The sequence below is a fragment of the Ruminococcus albus 7 = DSM 20455 genome (genome assembly GCF_000179635.2).
GTDB classification, from domain to species: Bacteria; Bacillota; Clostridia; order Oscillospirales; family Ruminococcaceae; genus Hominimerdicola; species Hominimerdicola alba.
The window spans coordinates 3051199-3066073 of sequence record NC_014833.1 but is presented as its reverse complement, the minus strand read 5'-3'; the positions used below and the strand labels follow the sequence as shown (position 1 = coordinate 3066073).

Genomic DNA, 14875 nt, shown 5'->3' with positions numbered 1-14875 from the left:
AATCATTATATCATAAAATTATCCTGATTACAATAGCATGGCGTACATTGAAAAACGTAAAAACAAGAAAGGCGAAGTCACTTCATACCGCATTCGTGCATACTGTGGTTATGATGTTCACGGAAAGCAGATGGTTCGGTTCAGGACATGGAAACCACCCGAAAATATGTCTGCTAAACAGGCAGAGAAAGAGGTACAGCGCTTGGCTGTGCTGTTCGAGGAGGAGTGCGCACATGGTCAGGTAACATCGGCTGTAAAGTTCCAGAAAGTAATTGAGATGTGGGCGACTGAGTATGCTGAACTCAATCACCGCAGTACTACACTTCAGCTTGAACATCTCATTGCGGACAGGGTCATCCCTGCGCTTGGACATCTTCGCATCGACAAGATAACTGCTCGGGACATTCAGAAATTCATAAACAGTCTTGCAAAGCCCGGTGCTAACAAGCGGAACGGAAAACCGCTGTCGCAAAAGACCATGCGACATCATTTATCTTTCATCTCATCCATATTCGAGTATGCGATAAGGCTTGACATGGTGAATACAAATCCGTGTTCAAAAGTCATCATATCTGAAGAAGTATAACTTTTATAAAATATTCATACCAAATCTTTCTGCTTCACAGCGTTCAAAATCCGCTGCACACTTTAGCAGTTCAAAAGGATAATTAAATATATCTGTATCTCGTAATTCCTTTATTTCTCCCAGACTTTTCATTATCCAAGTACCACCCGTATCCGCTAAGACAAAGATGTCAATATCAAACTTTTCAACCAAATAATTAATTACCTTAAAGAAAAACCTTAAATTCTCAACTTCATTATCAGTTTCATTTTTTGAATAGACATCAACTCTTAATTCCCAGCTCAATTCGAATCCATATTCTTCCTTAACACAATCTGCTCCATATTCAGGACCATAAATAAATATTAGAAGAGGATAACATGCAATAATATCGTCGTCATCATCGACCTGTTTTTATTTGATAACTCTTTTAATATGTCTATTATACTTTGGTGTAATTCATCTCTGTCGATAGGCTTTTCAACATAAAAATTGTACTCCATAAAATGTTCTCCTTATCTTTCACATGCACAGATTAATTCTTCGTTGTATACCCTCACTCATGATATCATTATACTATCTCCCACCAGCAAAGTCAACTACCGACAACATTATTATGGCGGAGATCATAGAGAAAAAAGAAGCAAGCTAACACCCAAACAAAATTCGGGAGACCGCTCATCTGCGCAATCTCCCGATAGCGTTTTTCCCCAATAAGGTCCAGAATAAAGTCCAAGCCTGGATTTTGGACATGAAAAAACCTCGCAAACGCCGTGTTTACGAGGTTTTGTTTTGGTGCGGCAAACGGGACTTGAACACTCGGAGATTTGAAAAGTGACGTTAAGCAATGTTAAGCAAAGCCCTATTTTACGCAGTTTTATGCGTGTTAGTGATAAATAACGTTTAGCGTTTTGCAGTACAATTTATTGGATTTTTTGACACTTATAATGACCAAATAATGACCAAAAACAAATCCGATTTATTGTACAATAGTATTTCAAGCTATCAGAGTAATTTGGTAAGCATAGGGGCAGGGGGTATCTGAAAACTTCACAAAAGGTCAAAACAACGGTTGCCTGCTCACGTGTGAATTATCTTAAAATCAAAGGGGGGATATAACCCCTTAGTTTTAAAATAGTACAAAATTTTGATTTCCTAGTAAAATAAATCAAAAAAAATCAAAATTAATCAAAAAAAGCGGGCTTTTTTCCTGCATTTTCCTTTCATATATAGAGAAATCCCCCCGACAAACTGTTAATGTCAAGGGGGAATAATTATGTTATATGCGGTCTAAGGGCTAGTGATCTGTGAAGTTATCCAGTATTTCAGCAGTTCTTTCTATTTCCTCTATTTTATCAGATAAGATACTTAATAAGCCTGATACTGTGTTATGATTTTGTATGATGCTGCATATAATTCCGTAAGCATTATCGTTTTCGGGTTTTCTTAGTTCAGACGGTTGCAATATCAGGTCAAAGTCTGTGGTGTTATCCATTTTCCCCAATACCCATATTGATTCAATTAACGCTTTGGCTTGTTCGCTGTCTGAAATCAAAGTATGGTAGGCGTTTGCAATTTCAGTACTGTTCATTATGATTCTTCCTTTCATGATCTTATGGTCAAAAGTGATTTAATGTATTTTATTATACATAGTATTACGTAATACGTCAATATTATTAGTTTACAAAGTATCATTTTTAGTATTACGTAATATTGTAAATAATATGTATTGTGTAATATCTCAAAATCGAGTATAATATATTTAAGTGTGAGGTGATAGTGTGGACAAGCAAAAGCAGATCAAACGGCAGAATAAATATGTTGCTGAAAAATATGATAGATTTACCGCCACATTTCCAAAGGGCATGAAAGAAGAATACAAGCAACACGCAGAAAATAAAGGCAAGAGTTTGAACGGTCTTATTAATGACCTCTTGAAAGAAGATATAAAAAAGGACGGTGACACCGAATGACCATAATCAAATACCCCTCAGAGAACGATGTTAACACAGCTATATCCGAGAAAGAACCTTTGCTTGTGCTTATATCCTTTGACGGTAAAACAGCAATAGTCAGCCAGATAGATGAAGCTATGGAACATCACATACTGCTTGCAAAAGCAGGCTTCCCGAGTACGGATATTGACAAGTATTTCCGAATTGTGCTTGATGAGGACGGCGCTGACTGGACTTTCGTTTGTCCGCCTGATTACAAGGGCATAGCAGACAAGCAGCGTAGAATAACAGCTTTCTACAAAGACGGCTTTGCAGTGATATCAGATGCACTTTCAGAGCTGGGCTTTATGGTGGGTATAAACATACCGAAAAGATACCGCAGACACTTCGATTATATGATGAGCGAATAAAGCAAAAGCAGACCTGCGGTTCAACACCGCAAGCCTGCTTTCATTATAAGCCTACATATAAGCTCTGTGTGACGTTAGCATTGTAGAGAAACATTCAGTCATAAGCCCGTAGAAGCTCACAGCGTTGTTCTGTGTGCATCTGACAAGCGTTATGATCTCGGTGTATCTTCTCATGAGCATTAAGCCCGCTGCTACCTCAGTGAATCGTTTTGATCGTAACATACCGCAGTTATGTTTAGCTGCTCATTCAATCCCTTGTAATTGTCAACGAACAGAATGTGATAGATATCACCTTTCCAGATGATGCGATATTTAGTCGTGTCGATCATAGCAAGCTGCTTATTATACCTAGTTACAAATTCAACCTGAGCTTTGACAAGCTCCTGCCTAGCATCGTAAAATGCTGTACCCGTAACATTTGCAGATGCCCAGCGTTTATATATCGTTGTCCAGACCTGCTCGGGATTTCCTCTATCATCTTTATCAGAGGTCAGCTGCTGTATTTCTATCCGTTGATTAAGGGTTGCAATGTCTATCATTATAATCAGCTCCTTATTATTTAGATAGCACAGCAGGTCAAGCCTGCTGTGTTATCTGATCTATGCGTTTTTTTGACTCTAATAATTGAGCATGAAGCTCTGCCTGCAGCGCTGCTTGGGTTTCCTCGAAACTCCTTCCCTCACCTTGTCTTTCCTGTTCTTCTCTCGCATAGCCTAAACTGATCTTGCCTAAACTATCCTGAGTATCCATATCGGCAACGTTTTGTATACATTGCGTATCCAGATTGGATTCATGTTGTAAACAAGTCGTATCCAATGAATAAACCTTGTTTCCGTCCGTAGACAAGCGAGATTTTTCAGTACTATAAATAGTCGGGCGATATCGGTCTTTTTGGATACAATTATGCACGCGCCAATGCTTGATGACGATGACCCCACTCTCAAACAAAAGAACAAAGCCCTTAGAGACCAGAATCCTAAAATCATCGTCAGAAGCGTTTACAACGCGCATTATCTTCCGCACACTGTTAACAAATCCGTCATCATCTGCCCTCATCGACAAGTGGAAGTACAAACACTGAGCTGAAAGTGGCATTTCAAGAAAAAGATCGCTATCGACAATAGTTTTACTGAACATCCTACGTTCTGCCATTCTGATAGCCCCCCTCTCGCTGCCATTCTTTCAAAAGCCGCCTTGCAGGCGCAAGAGCTATACATTCAGCTCGGACACTCGCCTGAATCCGTTTGATGTAGCTGTCAAGTTCCTCGATGCTCTCAGGGAAGAACCGCCCTGCATTGCTTGAACAGATCACCATACCACCTGCCCGCAAGCGTTCGATGATCGCACGGGTATCCCGATCGGACAAACCAGTCAGCCGCGTGATCTCGGACTGCTTGACAGCGTTGTGTTCACCGCGCCCGATGATGGATATAAGCGCCTTTTCGATATCAGTCATTATCCTCACCCCCGTTCAGGAACTTAATGACTAGATCGAGATTGAGCAGAGCTTTTCTACCTGCATACACGGCAGGAACTTCCCCCGACTTTACCCACTGACGAAGTGCGTAAACGGGTACATTAAGCTCCGCCGCAGTTTCTTTTATAGTCCGCATTTTTGGAAGCGGTCTTGTATAAATATTTTCCATAGTAAAAACCCTTTCTGCAAGATATTCTTGCAAACCCGCTCCATATATGTTATAATACCAATGGAGCATACTACAACCAAATGCTTATGTTTTCAGCAGGCTTGAACCTGCCCGCCGCCTGAGTGTTCGCAGCACTCGGGCGGTTTTTCATGCATAAAAATTATTCCCCCTCTTTTTGCTCCTGCTTAGCTTCCTGAGCCTTTTTCAGCCAGTAACGCTGATTTGCAGCTTTGACCCTGTCCTTGTTTCGTGCACGCCATTCTCGGTAATACTCGCGCTGCACCTGTTTAACCTGCTCACGCTCCTGCTTGGTCATAGTTTCACCCCCAATCCTAAAAAACAGCTTGACAAGCGATTAAAAATGTGGTAAACTATCATTAATCTAAATTTTTACTTATCGTTTATCTTAATCGCTAACTATAGTATACATGGTTTTTCAGCAAAATGCAAGAGATTCCATAAATGTTTTAAATTATACTAAAATCATGAATTCGATTTAGAATAATCAAGGGAGTGTTATTTTATGGCAAATAAACCGCAGCCGAATTTTGAGTTTTGTAATAACTATGGTGAAAACTATAAAAGGTTGAGAACAGATAAAGGATTGACACAAAAGGAACTAGCAAAAGCTCTAAATATAGTACACTCAACCATTTCAGATATAGAAAAAAGCAAGAACCCGCCTACAATCGAACAGCTTCAAGCTTATCATAAATATTTCGGTGTTAGCTATGAATATTTGCTCGGTGAAACAAAAGCCCAAAGCCCTGATATTCAAATGATCTGTGAATATACGGGATTAAGTGAAGCAGCTGTAAAAAGACTTCGTCATATTTGGCACAAAGACTATAATGATTTTGGTGAGCTTAATGACATATATCTCAGCATTGTGAGTGACATGATAGTTCACGGGGAATTTGAAGAAGTTCTGCAATTGATACACGTAACTAAAAGCCGCAGAGATAATGCAGGTAATACCACAGATGATAATGAGGAAGAACAGGTAAAGAGGATTTTGGAAGAAAACCGTGATATGCTTTATGCAGAAGGATATTTGTTTGTACACAAGGATAAATATGATAGAATGATGAAACAAGAGATAAAAGATAAACTCGGAGATATAGCAAATAGTATAATAGACAAAGTAAGCGTATAACCCCCAGCACCTACCCCACCGAAGTCTAATAAAGTATAATAAACTCCAAGGAACACCATGAAGTAAATTGAATAATCCAAATTGATCCATGGAGTTCATTGGAGACGATTAGACAAGGAGGTAACAGGTATGGACAAAACAACATCCATCACAACAATCAAAAAGAAATGCAGCTTCAGGAATGGTCTGCGCAGATCAAAGCACAGCAGGCAAGCGGTCTGACGATCCGGGAATGGTGCAAAGAAAAAGGGATCAAGCCAAACACGTATTACAACCGCCTAAGAAAAGTTCGTGAAAAGTATATCGAAAATTCTCCGACCATCGTTCCTGTATCAGTTCCTTGCTCAAACGAAAATATCCGCATTGAGAAAAACGGACTTCAAATATCTCTTCCGGCAGATATATCTGCGGACACTCTGACCGCTTTGGTGCATGAGCTATGCTGAATGATCTGGCAGCGGACGCACAGGTCTATCTTGTTACGGGATACACCGACCTTCGACGCGGGATAGACGGACTTGCGACTATCGTTCAGGCTCAGCTTCGACTTGACCCGTTCTCGAAAGCATTGTTTTTGTTCTGCGGCAGACGTTGTGACCGCATCAAAGGTCTGCTGTGGGAGGGCGATGGTTTTCTGCTGTTGTACAAGCGCCTTGACAACGGAAGATTCCAGTGGCCGCGCAGTGAGACCGAAGCAGTAATGCTCACATCTCAGCAAATTCGCTGGCTTCTGGAAGGCTTGAAAATAGAGCAGCCGAAGGCTATCCGTGAGGGAAAGCCGGGGGCGCTGTATTAAGGCAATACTTACCGAATATTCAGAATATGTGCTTGAAAAGCCCCTCTTTTCGTGGTATCATTAAAGTATCATAACGAACGGAGGGGTGCTTTATGTCCGAACCAAATATGACATCGGAAATTGTATCGCTCCGTAATGAAAACGCTGTTCTCAAGGAAGAACTAGCACTTGCCAATCAGCAGTTAGCGTGGTTCAGAAAGCAGATATTCGGAAGAAAAACAGAGCAGACATCTGTTGTTATGGAAAAGGAGTTCGGTGTTCAGCTTTCCATGTTCGGAAACAATGAAGAAAAATCCGCAGCTAAATCTGCCGAAACAATTACTGTTCCCGAACACAAGCGCAAGAAAACGCACTCACGATGAATGGATGAACAATCTGCCTGTAAAAGAAGAACATCACAAAATTGACAACCCGGTATGCGAAATATGCGGCGCCGAAATGGAAGAACTGACTCCCGAAAAGGCTTACGATGAACTTATATTTACGCCGCCAAAATATCATATCCGCAGGCATATAGTACATAAGTACAAGTGTCCCGAGTGCGGAGAAAAGCCCCGAAGAAAGGGACGAACCTTGTCATATCATCCGTGCGCCATATCCTCACGCTATGATCCCGGGAAGCTATTGCTCTCCCGAACTTCTGGCTCATATCATCTACGAAAAATATGCAAAGTCAGTACCTCTGCACCGTCAGGAAAAGGACTTTAATTCCAAAAACATACCTCTGCTCAAAGCGACTATGTCTAATTGGGTAGGCACTGCTGCCGAAAAATGGTGTTTGCCGATTGTGGAGAAAATGCATGAGATGCTTATCGCAGGGCAGATGATCCATGCCGATGAAACGACCGTTCAGGTGCTTCACGAGGAAGGCCGAAAGCCTACCACGACATCAAGAATGTGGGTCTACTGCAACGGCAAAATGAATGACAGGAGCATCATCATTTTCGATTATCAGCCGACACGAAAGGGTGAGCACGCCTCGAATTTCCTGAAAGGATTTATCGGCTATCTTATCTGTGACGGATACGATGCCTACAATGCAGTCGAGGGTGCTAAGCGATGCGGCTGTATGACTCATGCAAGGCGTGGTTTTATTCAGGCTCTTCCGAACGACCAAAAGCTGCACAGCACTTCTGTTGCGGCAAAGGCAGTAGAATATTTCAACAAGATATATCACGAAGAAAATCTGCTTGCCGACAGCTCCACAGAATACAGATATAAACAGCGCCTTGTGAAGGTAAAGCCTTTGCTTGACGAGTTTTTTGCGTGGCTTGAAAATGTTCAGGTCAGTGGTAAGGGCAAGCTGACAGATGCAGTAAGATATGCGTTGAATGAACGGAAATATCTTTACACGTTTCTTGAAAACGGAGACGTGCCTATCGACAACAACAGAGCCGAAAACGCAATAAGACCGTTTGCGTTAGGCCGAAAAAATTGGCTGTTTTCAAATACAGCAAACGGAGCCAGATCAAGTGCAACGCTGTATTCGATCATTTCAACTGCACAGGCGAACGGTGTTGATGCTGAGAAATACCTGACCGAGCTGTTTTCACAGCCTGCGGGGACGATATTATTACCATGGAGGGAAGAAAATGAAACTTAGTAATGAAGATGCAAAGCTGTTTTATGAACTGTTTTTTCCACTGCTTGACTATGTGAACAGAGAATATCATATACTTCCTGAGGAAGATTATTTCGGGCAAGGAATGATCGACCCACAGGACGCTGCGGAGGTTGCCCACTTTTTATGGGAACGGACATGGATCATTGATGATTATCTTGAGCGATCGGATCTGCCCGAAGAACACATGGAGATACTTAAAAGCTGGAAAGGGTGCATCACCGGCAGATTTATCATTGAGCGACATTGGAAAAAGGGATCGGTATTTATATCGATCGATGACAATTCTGTTTTTCTTGTAAACGGCATTGTCAGCAGTTGGGAGGAAATGCTGAGAAATGCACCGATGCCAACTTTGCTTGATGCAGCGCTTCTGCCATTTAAAAATGCGATCATTTCCGATGGCCTGGTATCTGTTATGCCGATCATATTCGGTCCGAACAGCAAAGCTGATTTCAAAGAAATATACATGGACGCAAAGAGAAATGGAGAAATCAAAGCCAGAATATGATGTTACGGCCGGGTGTTATCTGCCCGGCTGTTTGCTTTTATGATGCGGGGGGTTATACGCTTACGTGATATGCTTTATGCAGAAGGATATTTGTTTGTACACAAGGATAAATATGATAGAATGATGAAACAAGAGATAAAAGATAAACTCGGAGATATAGCAAATAGTATAATAGACAAATAAAAAACCGCCCTTGTGCAGCAACACAAGAACGGTTCATATAAACTCACCCCAAAGGATAAGTACTCTCACAGTATTATTATAGCATTATTCCTTTCGGGTGTCAACCTTATACACTGAAAGGAATGTGATTAAATGGCACACATCGACAAAAGACCAAACGGCTCATACCGAATAAAGGTGTTCTGCGGTTATTCAGCGGACGGAACTGCTCAGAAAACACAAAGCATGACATGGAAGCCCCCGAGAGAGGGCATGAGCGACAAGCAGATAGAAAAGGCAGTTAACAAGGCGGCTTTTGAGTTTGAAGAACAGTGCCGCAGGGGTCAGACCGTCAACGCTGAGAAGTTTGAGAACTTCTGTGAAACGTGGTTTGAAAACTATGCAAAGCGTACTTTGAAGCAGTCAGGCATTGACCGCTGCCGCCAGTACTGCCCCCGAGTATATGAGCGCTTGGGTCACCTGAGAATAGACAAGATCACTCCCCGAGAAATCGACAACTTTATATTATGGCTAACTCATGAGAATGTCAAGAGTGAAGAAAAGGCAGTCGTTAAAATTGACCTGAAAGCAGAACTCAAAAAGAGGAAGCTCACACAAGCACAGTTTGCAGAGCAGGCAGGTGTCAGCGCTCAAACTATCAAATATGCATGGGACGGTAAGCAAGTCATGCTTACCAGCGCTGAGAAGATAAACGCAGCACTCGGTCAACCCCTTGCAAAGACTTTTGATCGCATAAAGACAGAAAAAGCCCTCACCCCGAAAACTATCAAGAATTATGTATCGTTTATCAGCTCGGTTTTCGATTATGCTATCAAGATCAAGGCGATATCTGATAACCCTTGCAAGAATGCAGTGCTTCCGAAGATACCCCAGAAAGAGCATACAATGTTCACGATAGAGCAGGCAAAACAGTTTCTTGATATCCTTGACCTGCCCGAAACACCTGTCAAATACCGTGCTTTCTTCCAGCTGGCATTGTTCGGCGGCTTCCGCAGGGGTGAGATACTCGGGCTTGAATGGTCTGACATAGATTTCGACACGGGCGTGATACATATCCGCAGGACTGTACACTATTCAAAGGAACTCGGATATTATGACACTGAACCGAAGTCTAAAAAATCAGTCAGGGCGCTGACACTTCCCGAGAACGTCATATTTACTTTGAAGCAGCTCCGTAATGACCAGAACTCTCAGCGGTTAATACTCGGTGATAAATGGCATAATACAGAGCGCTTGTTTACATCGTGGGACGGTCACCAGATGAACGGTGCAAGCCCTTTTGGTTGGCTCACAAAGATTTGTGCAGCTTATGATCTCCCGAAAGTAAACCTGCACAGCTTCCGTCACTTAAATGCAAGCCTGCTTATCAGCTCGGGCGTTGACGTTAAGACGGTGCAAAGCGTACTCGGTCACTCTCAGGCAAGTACAACACTTGATATCTATGCCGCAGCCTTTCAAGATCGTGAAGCTCAGGCGCTGGGCGTGGTTGCTGATATCCTCACAGAGGGTAAGCAGAGAAAAGCAGAATAATGTATCAAATTTAATACATTTCAACAGAGCAGGCTTTAATCGGTCAGCTCTGTTTTTATGTGATTTGGAATATTTCAGGAAACATCTATTATTTTAGTAAGCGTATAACCCCCAGCACCTACCCCACCGAAGTCTAATAAAGTATAATAAACTCCAAGGAACACCATGAAGTAAATTGAATAATCCAAATTGATCCATGGAGTTCATTGGAGACGATTAGACAAGGAGGTAACAGGTATGGACAAAACAACATCCATCACAACAATCAAAAAAGAAATGCAGCTTCAGGAATGGTCTGCGCAGATCAAAGCACAGCAGGCAAGCGGTCTGACGATCCGGGAATGGTGCAAAGAAAAAGGGATCAAGCCAAACACGTATTACAACCGCCTAAGAAAAGTTCGTGAAAAGTATATCGAAAATTCTCCGACCATCGTTCCTGTATCAGTTCCTTGCTCAAACGAAAATATCCGCATTGAGAAAAACGGACTTCAAATATCTCTTCCGGCAGATATATCTGCGGACACTCTGACCGCTTTGGTGCATGAGCTATGCTGAATGATCTGGCAGCGGACGCACAGGTCTATCTTGTTACGGGATACACCGACCTTCGACGCGGGATAGACGGACTTGCGACTATCGTTCAGGCTCAGCTTCGACTTGACCCGTTCTCGAAAGCATTGTTTTTGTTCTGCGGCAGACGTTGTGACCGCATCAAAGGTCTGCTGTGGGAGGGCGATGGTTTTCTGCTGTTGTACAAGCGCCTTGACAACGGAAGATTCCAGTGGCCGCGCAGTGAGACCGAAGCAGTAATGCTCACATCTCAGCAAATTCGCTGGCTTCTGGAAGGCTTGAAAATAGAGCAGCCGAAGGCTATCCGTGAGGGAAAGCCGGGGGCGCTGTATTAAGGCAATACTTACCGAATATTCAGAATATGTGCTTGAAAAGCCCCTCTTTTCGTGGTATCATTAAAGTATCATCACGAACGGAGGGGTGCTTTATGTCCGAACCAAATATGACATCGGAAATTGTATCGCTCCGTAATGAAAACGCTGTTCTCAAGGAAGAACTAGCACTTGCCAATCAGCAGTTAGCGTGGTTCAGAAAGCAGATATTCGGAAGAAAAACAGAGCAGACATCTGTTGTTATGGAAAAGGAGTTCGGTGTTCAGCTTTCCATGTTCGGAAACAATGAAGAAAAATCCGCAGCTAAATCTGCCGAAACAATTACTGTTCCCGAACACAAGCGCAAGAAAAAACGCACTCACGATGAATGGATGAACAATCTGCCTGTAAAAGAAGAACATCACAAAATTGACAACCCGGTATGCGAAATATGCGGCGCCGAAATGGAAGAACTGACTCCCGAAAAGGCTTACGATGAACTTATATTTACGCCGCCAAAATATCATATCCGCAGGCATATAGTACATAAGTACAAGTGTCCCGAGTGCGGAGAAAAGCCCGAAGAAAGGGACGAACCTTGTCATATCATCCGTGCGCCATATCCTCACGCTATGATCCCGGGAAGCTATTGCTCTCCCGAACTTCTGGCTCATATCATCTACGAAAAATATGCAAAGTCAGTACCTCTGCACCGTCAGGAAAAGGACTTTAATTCCAAAAACATACCTCTGCTCAAAGCGACTATGTCTAATTGGGTAGGCACTGCTGCCGAAAAATGGTGTTTGCCGATTGTGGAGAAAATGCATGAGATGCTTATCGCAGGGCAGATGATCCATGCCGATGAAACGACCGTTCAGGTGCTTCACGAGGAAGGCCGAAAGCCTACCACGACATCAAGAATGTGGGTCTACTGCAACGGCAAAATGAATGACAGGAGCATCATCATTTTCGATTATCAGCCGACACGAAAGGGTGAGCACGCCTCGAATTTCCTGAAAGGATTTATCGGCTATCTTATCTGTGACGGATACGATGCCTACAATGCAGTCGAGGGTGCTAAGCGATGCGGCTGTATGACTCATGCAAGGCGTGGTTTTATTCAGGCTCTTCCGAACGACCAAAAGCTGCACAGCACTTCTGTTGCGGCAAAGGCAGTAGAATATTTCAACAAGATATATCACGAAGAAAATCTGCTTGCCGACAGCTCCACAGAATACAGATATAAACAGCGCCTTGTGAAGGTAAAGCCTTTGCTTGACGAGTTTTTTGCGTGGCTTGAAAATGTTCAGGTCAGTGGTAAGGGCAAGCTGACAGATGCAGTAAGATATGCGTTGAATGAACGGAAATATCTTTACACGTTTCTTGAAAACGGAGACGTGCCTATCGACAACAACAGAGCCGAAAACGCAATAAGACCGTTTGCGTTAGGCCGAAAAAATTGGCTGTTTTCAAATACAGCAAACGGAGCCAGATCAAGTGCAACGCTGTATTCGATCATTTCAACTGCACAGGCGAACGGTGTTGATGCTGAGAAATACCTGACCGAGCTGTTTTCACAGCCTGCGGGGACGATATTATTACCATGGAGGGAAGAAAATGAAACTTAGTAATGAAGATGCAAAGCTGTTTTATGAACTGTTTTTTCCACTGCTTGACTATGTGAACAGAGAATATCATATACTTCCTGAGGAAGATTATTTCGGGCAAGGAATGATCGACCCACAGGATGCTGCGGAGGTTGCCCACTTTTTATGGGAACGGACATGGATCATTGATGATTATCTTGAGCGATCGGATCTGCCCGAAGAACACATGGAGATACTTAAAAGCTGGAAAGGGTGCATCACCGGCAGATTTATCATTGAGCGACATTTGAAAAAGGGATCGGTATTTATATCGATCGATGACAATTCTGTTTTCTTGTAAACGGCATTGTCAGCAGTTGGGAGGAAATGCTGAGAAATGCACCGATGCCAACTTTGCTTGATGCAGCGCTTCTGCCATTTAAAAATGCGATCATTTCCGATGGCCTTGTATCTGTTATGCCGATCATATTCGGTCCGAACAGCAAAGCTGATTTCAAAGAAATATACATGGACGCAAAGAGAAATGGAGAAATCAAAGCCAGAATATGATGTTACAGCCGGGTGTTATCTGCCCGGCTGTTTGCTTTTATGATGCGGGGGGTTATACGCTTACTTATTTTATAAAAAAATGGATAATGACCAAACAATGACCAAAACCCAAAAAAGCAAAATAAAAAAGCCCTGAAACCGCGTAGTTTCGGGCTTTTCTTTGGTGCGGCAAACGGGACTTGAACGATAGCCGCTGTCCATAGTAATTGAATGTTATCTCAGCTTATCTGCGGTGTTTCGGAGTTTCTGAGGTCTGCGTTTCAAGTGATTTGAAGTAGTTTCAAGCAGTCTTTGGCGGAGATAAAGTCCAAATAAGGTCCGAAGATTCAAAACTATTCTACAAAAATACTCGATTTCACTCATCTTATCTTTGGTATCAAAAATATAGCTTATGCTGTTAAGCAGCATAAAAATTACAGTTTCACCATTTATATACACCAAACAATTCATTATGTACTGCATTTTCAACTATTTCGTGCATATTTTGACCTCCATGGTAAATTTGAAATTAACATAATCAATCGATAAAAGCGGTTGTAATACGTGTTGGGCTTGATACCGTTTTCTTTGCAACATTCCCGGATCGTCAGACCGCTTGCCTGTTGCGCTTCAATCTGTGCAGTCCATTCCTGCAGGCGTACTGCCTGTCTGATCGTTGCGATCTCTGTTGTTTTATTCTGCATAATGATACCTCCCGTGTCCAACGGACTCTAATTTACTCCATCAAGTTTCTTGGAGTTTATTATACATCATTGGTCAACGGGAGGGAAGACGCGGGATATTTTACTCTTACCTTATAAAAGGATAGGGCGGTCTAAGCGAACGCCCTGTTTTCTATTCATTGATCTATACCATTATCACGTGGCTTCTTCTTCGAATTATTCATAGGATAATCCTGTTATTATCTCCGTCCTAAATCCATGTGCATACTTATTTAGATATTGTGTTTGTTCCCATTTAGACCAACAATACCTAGGTGTTGCACCTATAATCAGCCAAATTGTTTTGCTTCACAGCGTTCAAAATCAGACGAACACTTTAGCAGTTCAAATGGATAGTTAAATATATCTGTATCTCGTAATTGCTTTATTTCTCCCAGACTTTTCATTATCCAAGTACCACCCGTATCCTCTAAGACAAAGATATTAATATCAAACTTTTCAACCAAATAATTTATTACCTTAAAGAAAAACCTTAAATTCTCAACTTCATTATCAGTTTCATTTTTTGAAAAGACTTCAAATGTCAATTCCCAACTCAATTCGAATCCAAATTCTTCCTTAACATAATCTGCTCCATATTCAGGGCCATAAATAAACAATTGAAGAGGATAACATGAAATAACATCGTCACCATCGATGTGTTCTTTATTTGATAACTCTTTTAATATGTCTATTATACTTTGGTGTAATTCATCTCTCTGGATAGGTTTTTCAATATAAAAATTGTACTCCATAAAAATGAT

At 42.0% G+C, this 14875-nt stretch carries 25 protein-coding genes; 16 read left to right on the top strand and 9 right to left on the bottom strand.

Features of this window, described 5'->3' with window-relative positions:
* The first annotated feature begins 37 nt into the window (after nucleotides 1-37).
* On the top strand, nucleotides 38-586 hold the full coding sequence (locus RUMAL_RS13870) for a tyrosine-type recombinase/integrase (RefSeq protein ID WP_013499315.1): 549 nt from the start codon (nucleotides 38-40) through the stop codon (nucleotides 584-586).
* A 3-nt stretch (nucleotides 587-589) separates the two neighbouring features.
* Here the strand turns inward: RUMAL_RS13870 and RUMAL_RS22565 are convergent, their stop codons facing one another.
* Together RUMAL_RS22565 and RUMAL_RS13860 are read right to left on the bottom strand one after the other, a co-directional pair.
* Nucleotides 590-871: a hypothetical protein gene (locus tag RUMAL_RS22565; protein ID WP_013499314.1), complete on the bottom strand. Its 282-nt coding sequence runs from the start codon at nucleotides 869-871 to the stop codon at nucleotides 590-592.
* Nucleotides 872-1862: 991 nt separating this feature from the next.
* Complete coding sequence (locus RUMAL_RS13860) at nucleotides 1863-2156, bottom strand: hypothetical protein (RefSeq protein WP_013499312.1); 294 nt, start codon at nucleotides 2154-2156, stop codon at nucleotides 1863-1865.
* 190 nt (nucleotides 2157-2346) lie between these two features.
* On the opposite strand from RUMAL_RS13860, the gene RUMAL_RS13855 reads away from it, so the two are divergent.
* Entirely contained in the window at nucleotides 2347-2538 is a 192-nt protein-coding gene (locus RUMAL_RS13855) for an Arc family DNA-binding protein (RefSeq protein ID WP_013499311.1), read from the top strand.
* Complete coding sequence (locus RUMAL_RS13850) at nucleotides 2535-2930, top strand: hypothetical protein (RefSeq protein WP_013499310.1); 396 nt, start codon at nucleotides 2535-2537, stop codon at nucleotides 2928-2930. The genes RUMAL_RS13855 and RUMAL_RS13850 overlap by 4 nt, the downstream gene beginning before the upstream one ends.
* Before the next feature lie 191 nt (nucleotides 2931-3121).
* Here the strand turns inward: RUMAL_RS13850 and RUMAL_RS13845 are convergent, their stop codons facing one another.
* The 5 genes from RUMAL_RS13845 to RUMAL_RS13825 all read right to left on the bottom strand — a co-directional run bounded on the left by RUMAL_RS13845 (nucleotide 3122) and on the right by RUMAL_RS13825 (nucleotide 4892).
* Complete coding sequence (locus tag RUMAL_RS13845) at nucleotides 3122-3469, bottom strand: phage head closure protein (protein WP_013499309.1); 348 nt, start codon at nucleotides 3467-3469, stop codon at nucleotides 3122-3124.
* Nucleotides 3470-3506: 37 nt separating this feature from the next.
* Nucleotides 3507-4082, bottom strand: coding sequence for a hypothetical protein (locus tag RUMAL_RS22170; RefSeq protein WP_013499308.1), 576 nt, complete (start codon nucleotides 4080-4082; stop codon nucleotides 3507-3509).
* A complete protein-coding gene (locus RUMAL_RS13835) occupies nucleotides 4069-4386 on the bottom strand; it encodes a hypothetical protein (protein ID WP_013499307.1) in 318 nt (105 codons plus the stop codon). Before RUMAL_RS13835 ends, RUMAL_RS22170 begins: the two co-directional genes overlap by 14 nt.
* A complete protein-coding gene (locus tag RUMAL_RS13830; protein ID WP_028504476.1) occupies nucleotides 4379-4576 on the bottom strand; it encodes a MerR family transcriptional regulator in 198 nt (65 codons plus the stop codon). The genes RUMAL_RS13835 and RUMAL_RS13830 overlap by 8 nt, the downstream gene beginning before the upstream one ends.
* Before the next feature lie 160 nt (nucleotides 4577-4736).
* Complete coding sequence (locus RUMAL_RS13825; RefSeq protein WP_013499305.1) at nucleotides 4737-4892, bottom strand: hypothetical protein; 156 nt, start codon at nucleotides 4890-4892, stop codon at nucleotides 4737-4739.
* 207 nt (nucleotides 4893-5099) lie between these two features.
* Between RUMAL_RS13825 and RUMAL_RS13820 the strand changes: the two genes are divergently transcribed.
* The 13 genes from RUMAL_RS13820 to RUMAL_RS13770 all read left to right on the top strand — a co-directional run bounded on the left by RUMAL_RS13820 (nucleotide 5100) and on the right by RUMAL_RS13770 (nucleotide 13410).
* Complete coding sequence (locus RUMAL_RS13820; RefSeq protein WP_013499304.1) at nucleotides 5100-5732, top strand: helix-turn-helix domain-containing protein; 633 nt, start codon at nucleotides 5100-5102, stop codon at nucleotides 5730-5732.
* A 98-nt stretch (nucleotides 5733-5830) separates the two neighbouring features.
* On the top strand, nucleotides 5831-6178 hold the full coding sequence (tnpA, locus tag RUMAL_RS13815) for an IS66 family insertion sequence element accessory protein TnpA (RefSeq protein WP_013483804.1): 348 nt from the start codon (nucleotides 5831-5833) through the stop codon (nucleotides 6176-6178).
* On the top strand, nucleotides 6172-6528 hold the full coding sequence (tnpB, locus tag RUMAL_RS13810; protein WP_013483393.1) for an IS66 family insertion sequence element accessory protein TnpB: 357 nt from the start codon (nucleotides 6172-6174) through the stop codon (nucleotides 6526-6528). Before tnpA (RUMAL_RS13815) ends, tnpB (RUMAL_RS13810) begins: the two co-directional genes overlap by 7 nt.
* 92 nt (nucleotides 6529-6620) lie before the next feature.
* A complete protein-coding gene (locus RUMAL_RS22560; RefSeq protein ID WP_050793294.1) occupies nucleotides 6621-6890 on the top strand; it encodes an IS66 family transposase in 270 nt (89 codons plus the stop codon).
* Nucleotides 6811-7236 (top strand): IS66 family transposase zinc-finger binding domain-containing protein, encoded by a 426-nt coding sequence (locus RUMAL_RS22555; RefSeq protein ID WP_242843392.1) that lies wholly within the window; start codon nucleotides 6811-6813, stop codon nucleotides 7234-7236. Before RUMAL_RS22560 ends, RUMAL_RS22555 begins: the two co-directional genes overlap by 80 nt.
* The gene (gene tnpC, locus RUMAL_RS13805) at nucleotides 7136-8131 is read left to right on the top strand and encodes an IS66 family transposase (RefSeq protein WP_050793293.1); all 996 of its coding nucleotides are present in this window, start codon (nucleotides 7136-7138) and stop codon (nucleotides 8129-8131) included. The genes RUMAL_RS22555 and tnpC (RUMAL_RS13805) overlap by 101 nt, the downstream gene beginning before the upstream one ends.
* Nucleotides 8121-8660 carry a hypothetical protein gene (locus RUMAL_RS13800; protein ID WP_013483890.1) on the top strand — a complete coding sequence of 180 codons (540 nt, stop codon included), beginning with the start codon at nucleotides 8121-8123 and terminating at the stop codon, nucleotides 8658-8660. Before tnpC (RUMAL_RS13805) ends, RUMAL_RS13800 begins: the two co-directional genes overlap by 11 nt.
* Before the next feature lie 315 nt (nucleotides 8661-8975).
* Entirely contained in the window at nucleotides 8976-10373 is a 1398-nt protein-coding gene (locus RUMAL_RS13795) for a tyrosine-type recombinase/integrase (protein WP_013499303.1), read from the top strand.
* 237 nt (nucleotides 10374-10610) lie between these two features.
* A complete protein-coding gene (tnpA, locus tag RUMAL_RS13790) occupies nucleotides 10611-10928 on the top strand; it encodes an IS66 family insertion sequence element accessory protein TnpA (protein WP_013483496.1) in 318 nt (105 codons plus the stop codon).
* The gene (gene tnpB, locus RUMAL_RS13785; protein WP_013483393.1) at nucleotides 10922-11278 is read left to right on the top strand and encodes an IS66 family insertion sequence element accessory protein TnpB; all 357 of its coding nucleotides are present in this window, start codon (nucleotides 10922-10924) and stop codon (nucleotides 11276-11278) included. Before tnpA (RUMAL_RS13790) ends, tnpB (RUMAL_RS13785) begins: the two co-directional genes overlap by 7 nt.
* 92 nt (nucleotides 11279-11370) lie before the next feature.
* Nucleotides 11371-12882, top strand: a complete 1512-nt coding sequence (tnpC, locus tag RUMAL_RS13780) for an IS66 family transposase (protein ID WP_013483805.1) — start codon at nucleotides 11371-11373, stop codon at nucleotides 12880-12882.
* Entirely contained in the window at nucleotides 12872-13201 is a 330-nt protein-coding gene (locus RUMAL_RS13775) for a hypothetical protein (RefSeq protein WP_043550806.1), read from the top strand. Before tnpC (RUMAL_RS13780) ends, RUMAL_RS13775 begins: the two co-directional genes overlap by 11 nt.
* A 26-nt stretch (nucleotides 13202-13227) precedes the next feature.
* Entirely contained in the window at nucleotides 13228-13410 is a 183-nt protein-coding gene (locus tag RUMAL_RS13770) for a hypothetical protein (RefSeq protein WP_043550584.1), read from the top strand.
* A gap of 464 nt (nucleotides 13411-13874) precedes the next feature.
* Here the strand turns inward: RUMAL_RS13770 and tnpA (RUMAL_RS13760) are convergent, their stop codons facing one another.
* Both tnpA (RUMAL_RS13760) and RUMAL_RS13755 read right to left on the bottom strand, forming a co-directional pair.
* Nucleotides 13875-14093, bottom strand: a complete 219-nt coding sequence (tnpA, locus tag RUMAL_RS13760; protein WP_013499302.1) for an IS66 family insertion sequence element accessory protein TnpA — start codon at nucleotides 14091-14093, stop codon at nucleotides 13875-13877.
* A gap of 308 nt (nucleotides 14094-14401) precedes the next feature.
* On the bottom strand, nucleotides 14402-14866 hold the full coding sequence (locus RUMAL_RS13755; protein ID WP_013499301.1) for a hypothetical protein: 465 nt from the start codon (nucleotides 14864-14866) through the stop codon (nucleotides 14402-14404).
* Between the last annotated feature and the right edge of the window lie 9 nt (nucleotides 14867-14875).

Bases quoted from the DNA above. Each gene is read 5' to 3' on its own strand.
- RUMAL_RS13870 (WP_013499315.1), top strand. From the start codon at position 38: ATGGCGTACATTGAAAAACGTAAAAACAAGAAAGGCGAAGTCACTTCA.
- RUMAL_RS13860 (WP_013499312.1), bottom strand. From the start codon at position 2,156: ATGAACAGTACTGAAATTGCAAACGCCTACCATACTTTGATTTCAGAC.
- RUMAL_RS13850 (WP_013499310.1), top strand. From the start codon at position 2,535: ATGACCATAATCAAATACCCCTCAGAGAACGATGTTAACACAGCTATA.
- RUMAL_RS13845 (WP_013499309.1), bottom strand. From the start codon at position 3,469: ATGATAGACATTGCAACCCTTAATCAACGGATAGAAATACAGCAGCTG.
- RUMAL_RS22170 (WP_013499308.1), bottom strand. From the start codon at position 4,082: ATGGCAGAACGTAGGATGTTCAGTAAAACTATTGTCGATAGCGATCTT.
- RUMAL_RS13835 (WP_013499307.1), bottom strand. From the start codon at position 4,386: ATGACTGATATCGAAAAGGCGCTTATATCCATCATCGGGCGCGGTGAA.
- RUMAL_RS13830 (WP_028504476.1), bottom strand. From the start codon at position 4,576: ATGGAAAATATTTATACAAGACCGCTTCCAAAAATGCGGACTATAAAA.
- RUMAL_RS13825 (WP_013499305.1), bottom strand. From the start codon at position 4,892: ATGACCAAGCAGGAGCGTGAGCAGGTTAAACAGGTGCAGCGCGAGTAT.
- RUMAL_RS13820 (WP_013499304.1), top strand. From the start codon at position 5,100: ATGGCAAATAAACCGCAGCCGAATTTTGAGTTTTGTAATAACTATGGT.
- tnpB (WP_013483393.1), top strand. From the start codon at position 6,172: ATGCTGAATGATCTGGCAGCGGACGCACAGGTCTATCTTGTTACGGGA.
- RUMAL_RS22560 (WP_050793294.1), top strand. From the start codon at position 6,621: ATGTCCGAACCAAATATGACATCGGAAATTGTATCGCTCCGTAATGAA.
- RUMAL_RS22555 (WP_242843392.1), top strand. From the start codon at position 6,811: ATGAAGAAAAATCCGCAGCTAAATCTGCCGAAACAATTACTGTTCCCG.
- tnpC (WP_050793293.1), top strand. From the start codon at position 7,136: ATGATCCCGGGAAGCTATTGCTCTCCCGAACTTCTGGCTCATATCATC.
- RUMAL_RS13800 (WP_013483890.1), top strand. From the start codon at position 8,121: ATGAAACTTAGTAATGAAGATGCAAAGCTGTTTTATGAACTGTTTTTT.
- RUMAL_RS13795 (WP_013499303.1), top strand. From the start codon at position 8,976: ATGGCACACATCGACAAAAGACCAAACGGCTCATACCGAATAAAGGTG.
- tnpA (WP_013483496.1), top strand. From the start codon at position 10,611: ATGGACAAAACAACATCCATCACAACAATCAAAAAAGAAATGCAGCTT.
- tnpB (WP_013483393.1), top strand. From the start codon at position 10,922: ATGCTGAATGATCTGGCAGCGGACGCACAGGTCTATCTTGTTACGGGA.
- tnpC (WP_013483805.1), top strand. From the start codon at position 11,371: ATGTCCGAACCAAATATGACATCGGAAATTGTATCGCTCCGTAATGAA.
- RUMAL_RS13775 (WP_043550806.1), top strand. From the start codon at position 12,872: ATGAAACTTAGTAATGAAGATGCAAAGCTGTTTTATGAACTGTTTTTT.
- RUMAL_RS13770 (WP_043550584.1), top strand. From the start codon at position 13,228: ATGCTGAGAAATGCACCGATGCCAACTTTGCTTGATGCAGCGCTTCTG.
- tnpA (WP_013499302.1), bottom strand. From the start codon at position 14,093: ATGCAGAATAAAACAACAGAGATCGCAACGATCAGACAGGCAGTACGC.
- RUMAL_RS13755 (WP_013499301.1), bottom strand. From the start codon at position 14,866: ATGGAGTACAATTTTTATATTGAAAAACCTATCCAGAGAGATGAATTA.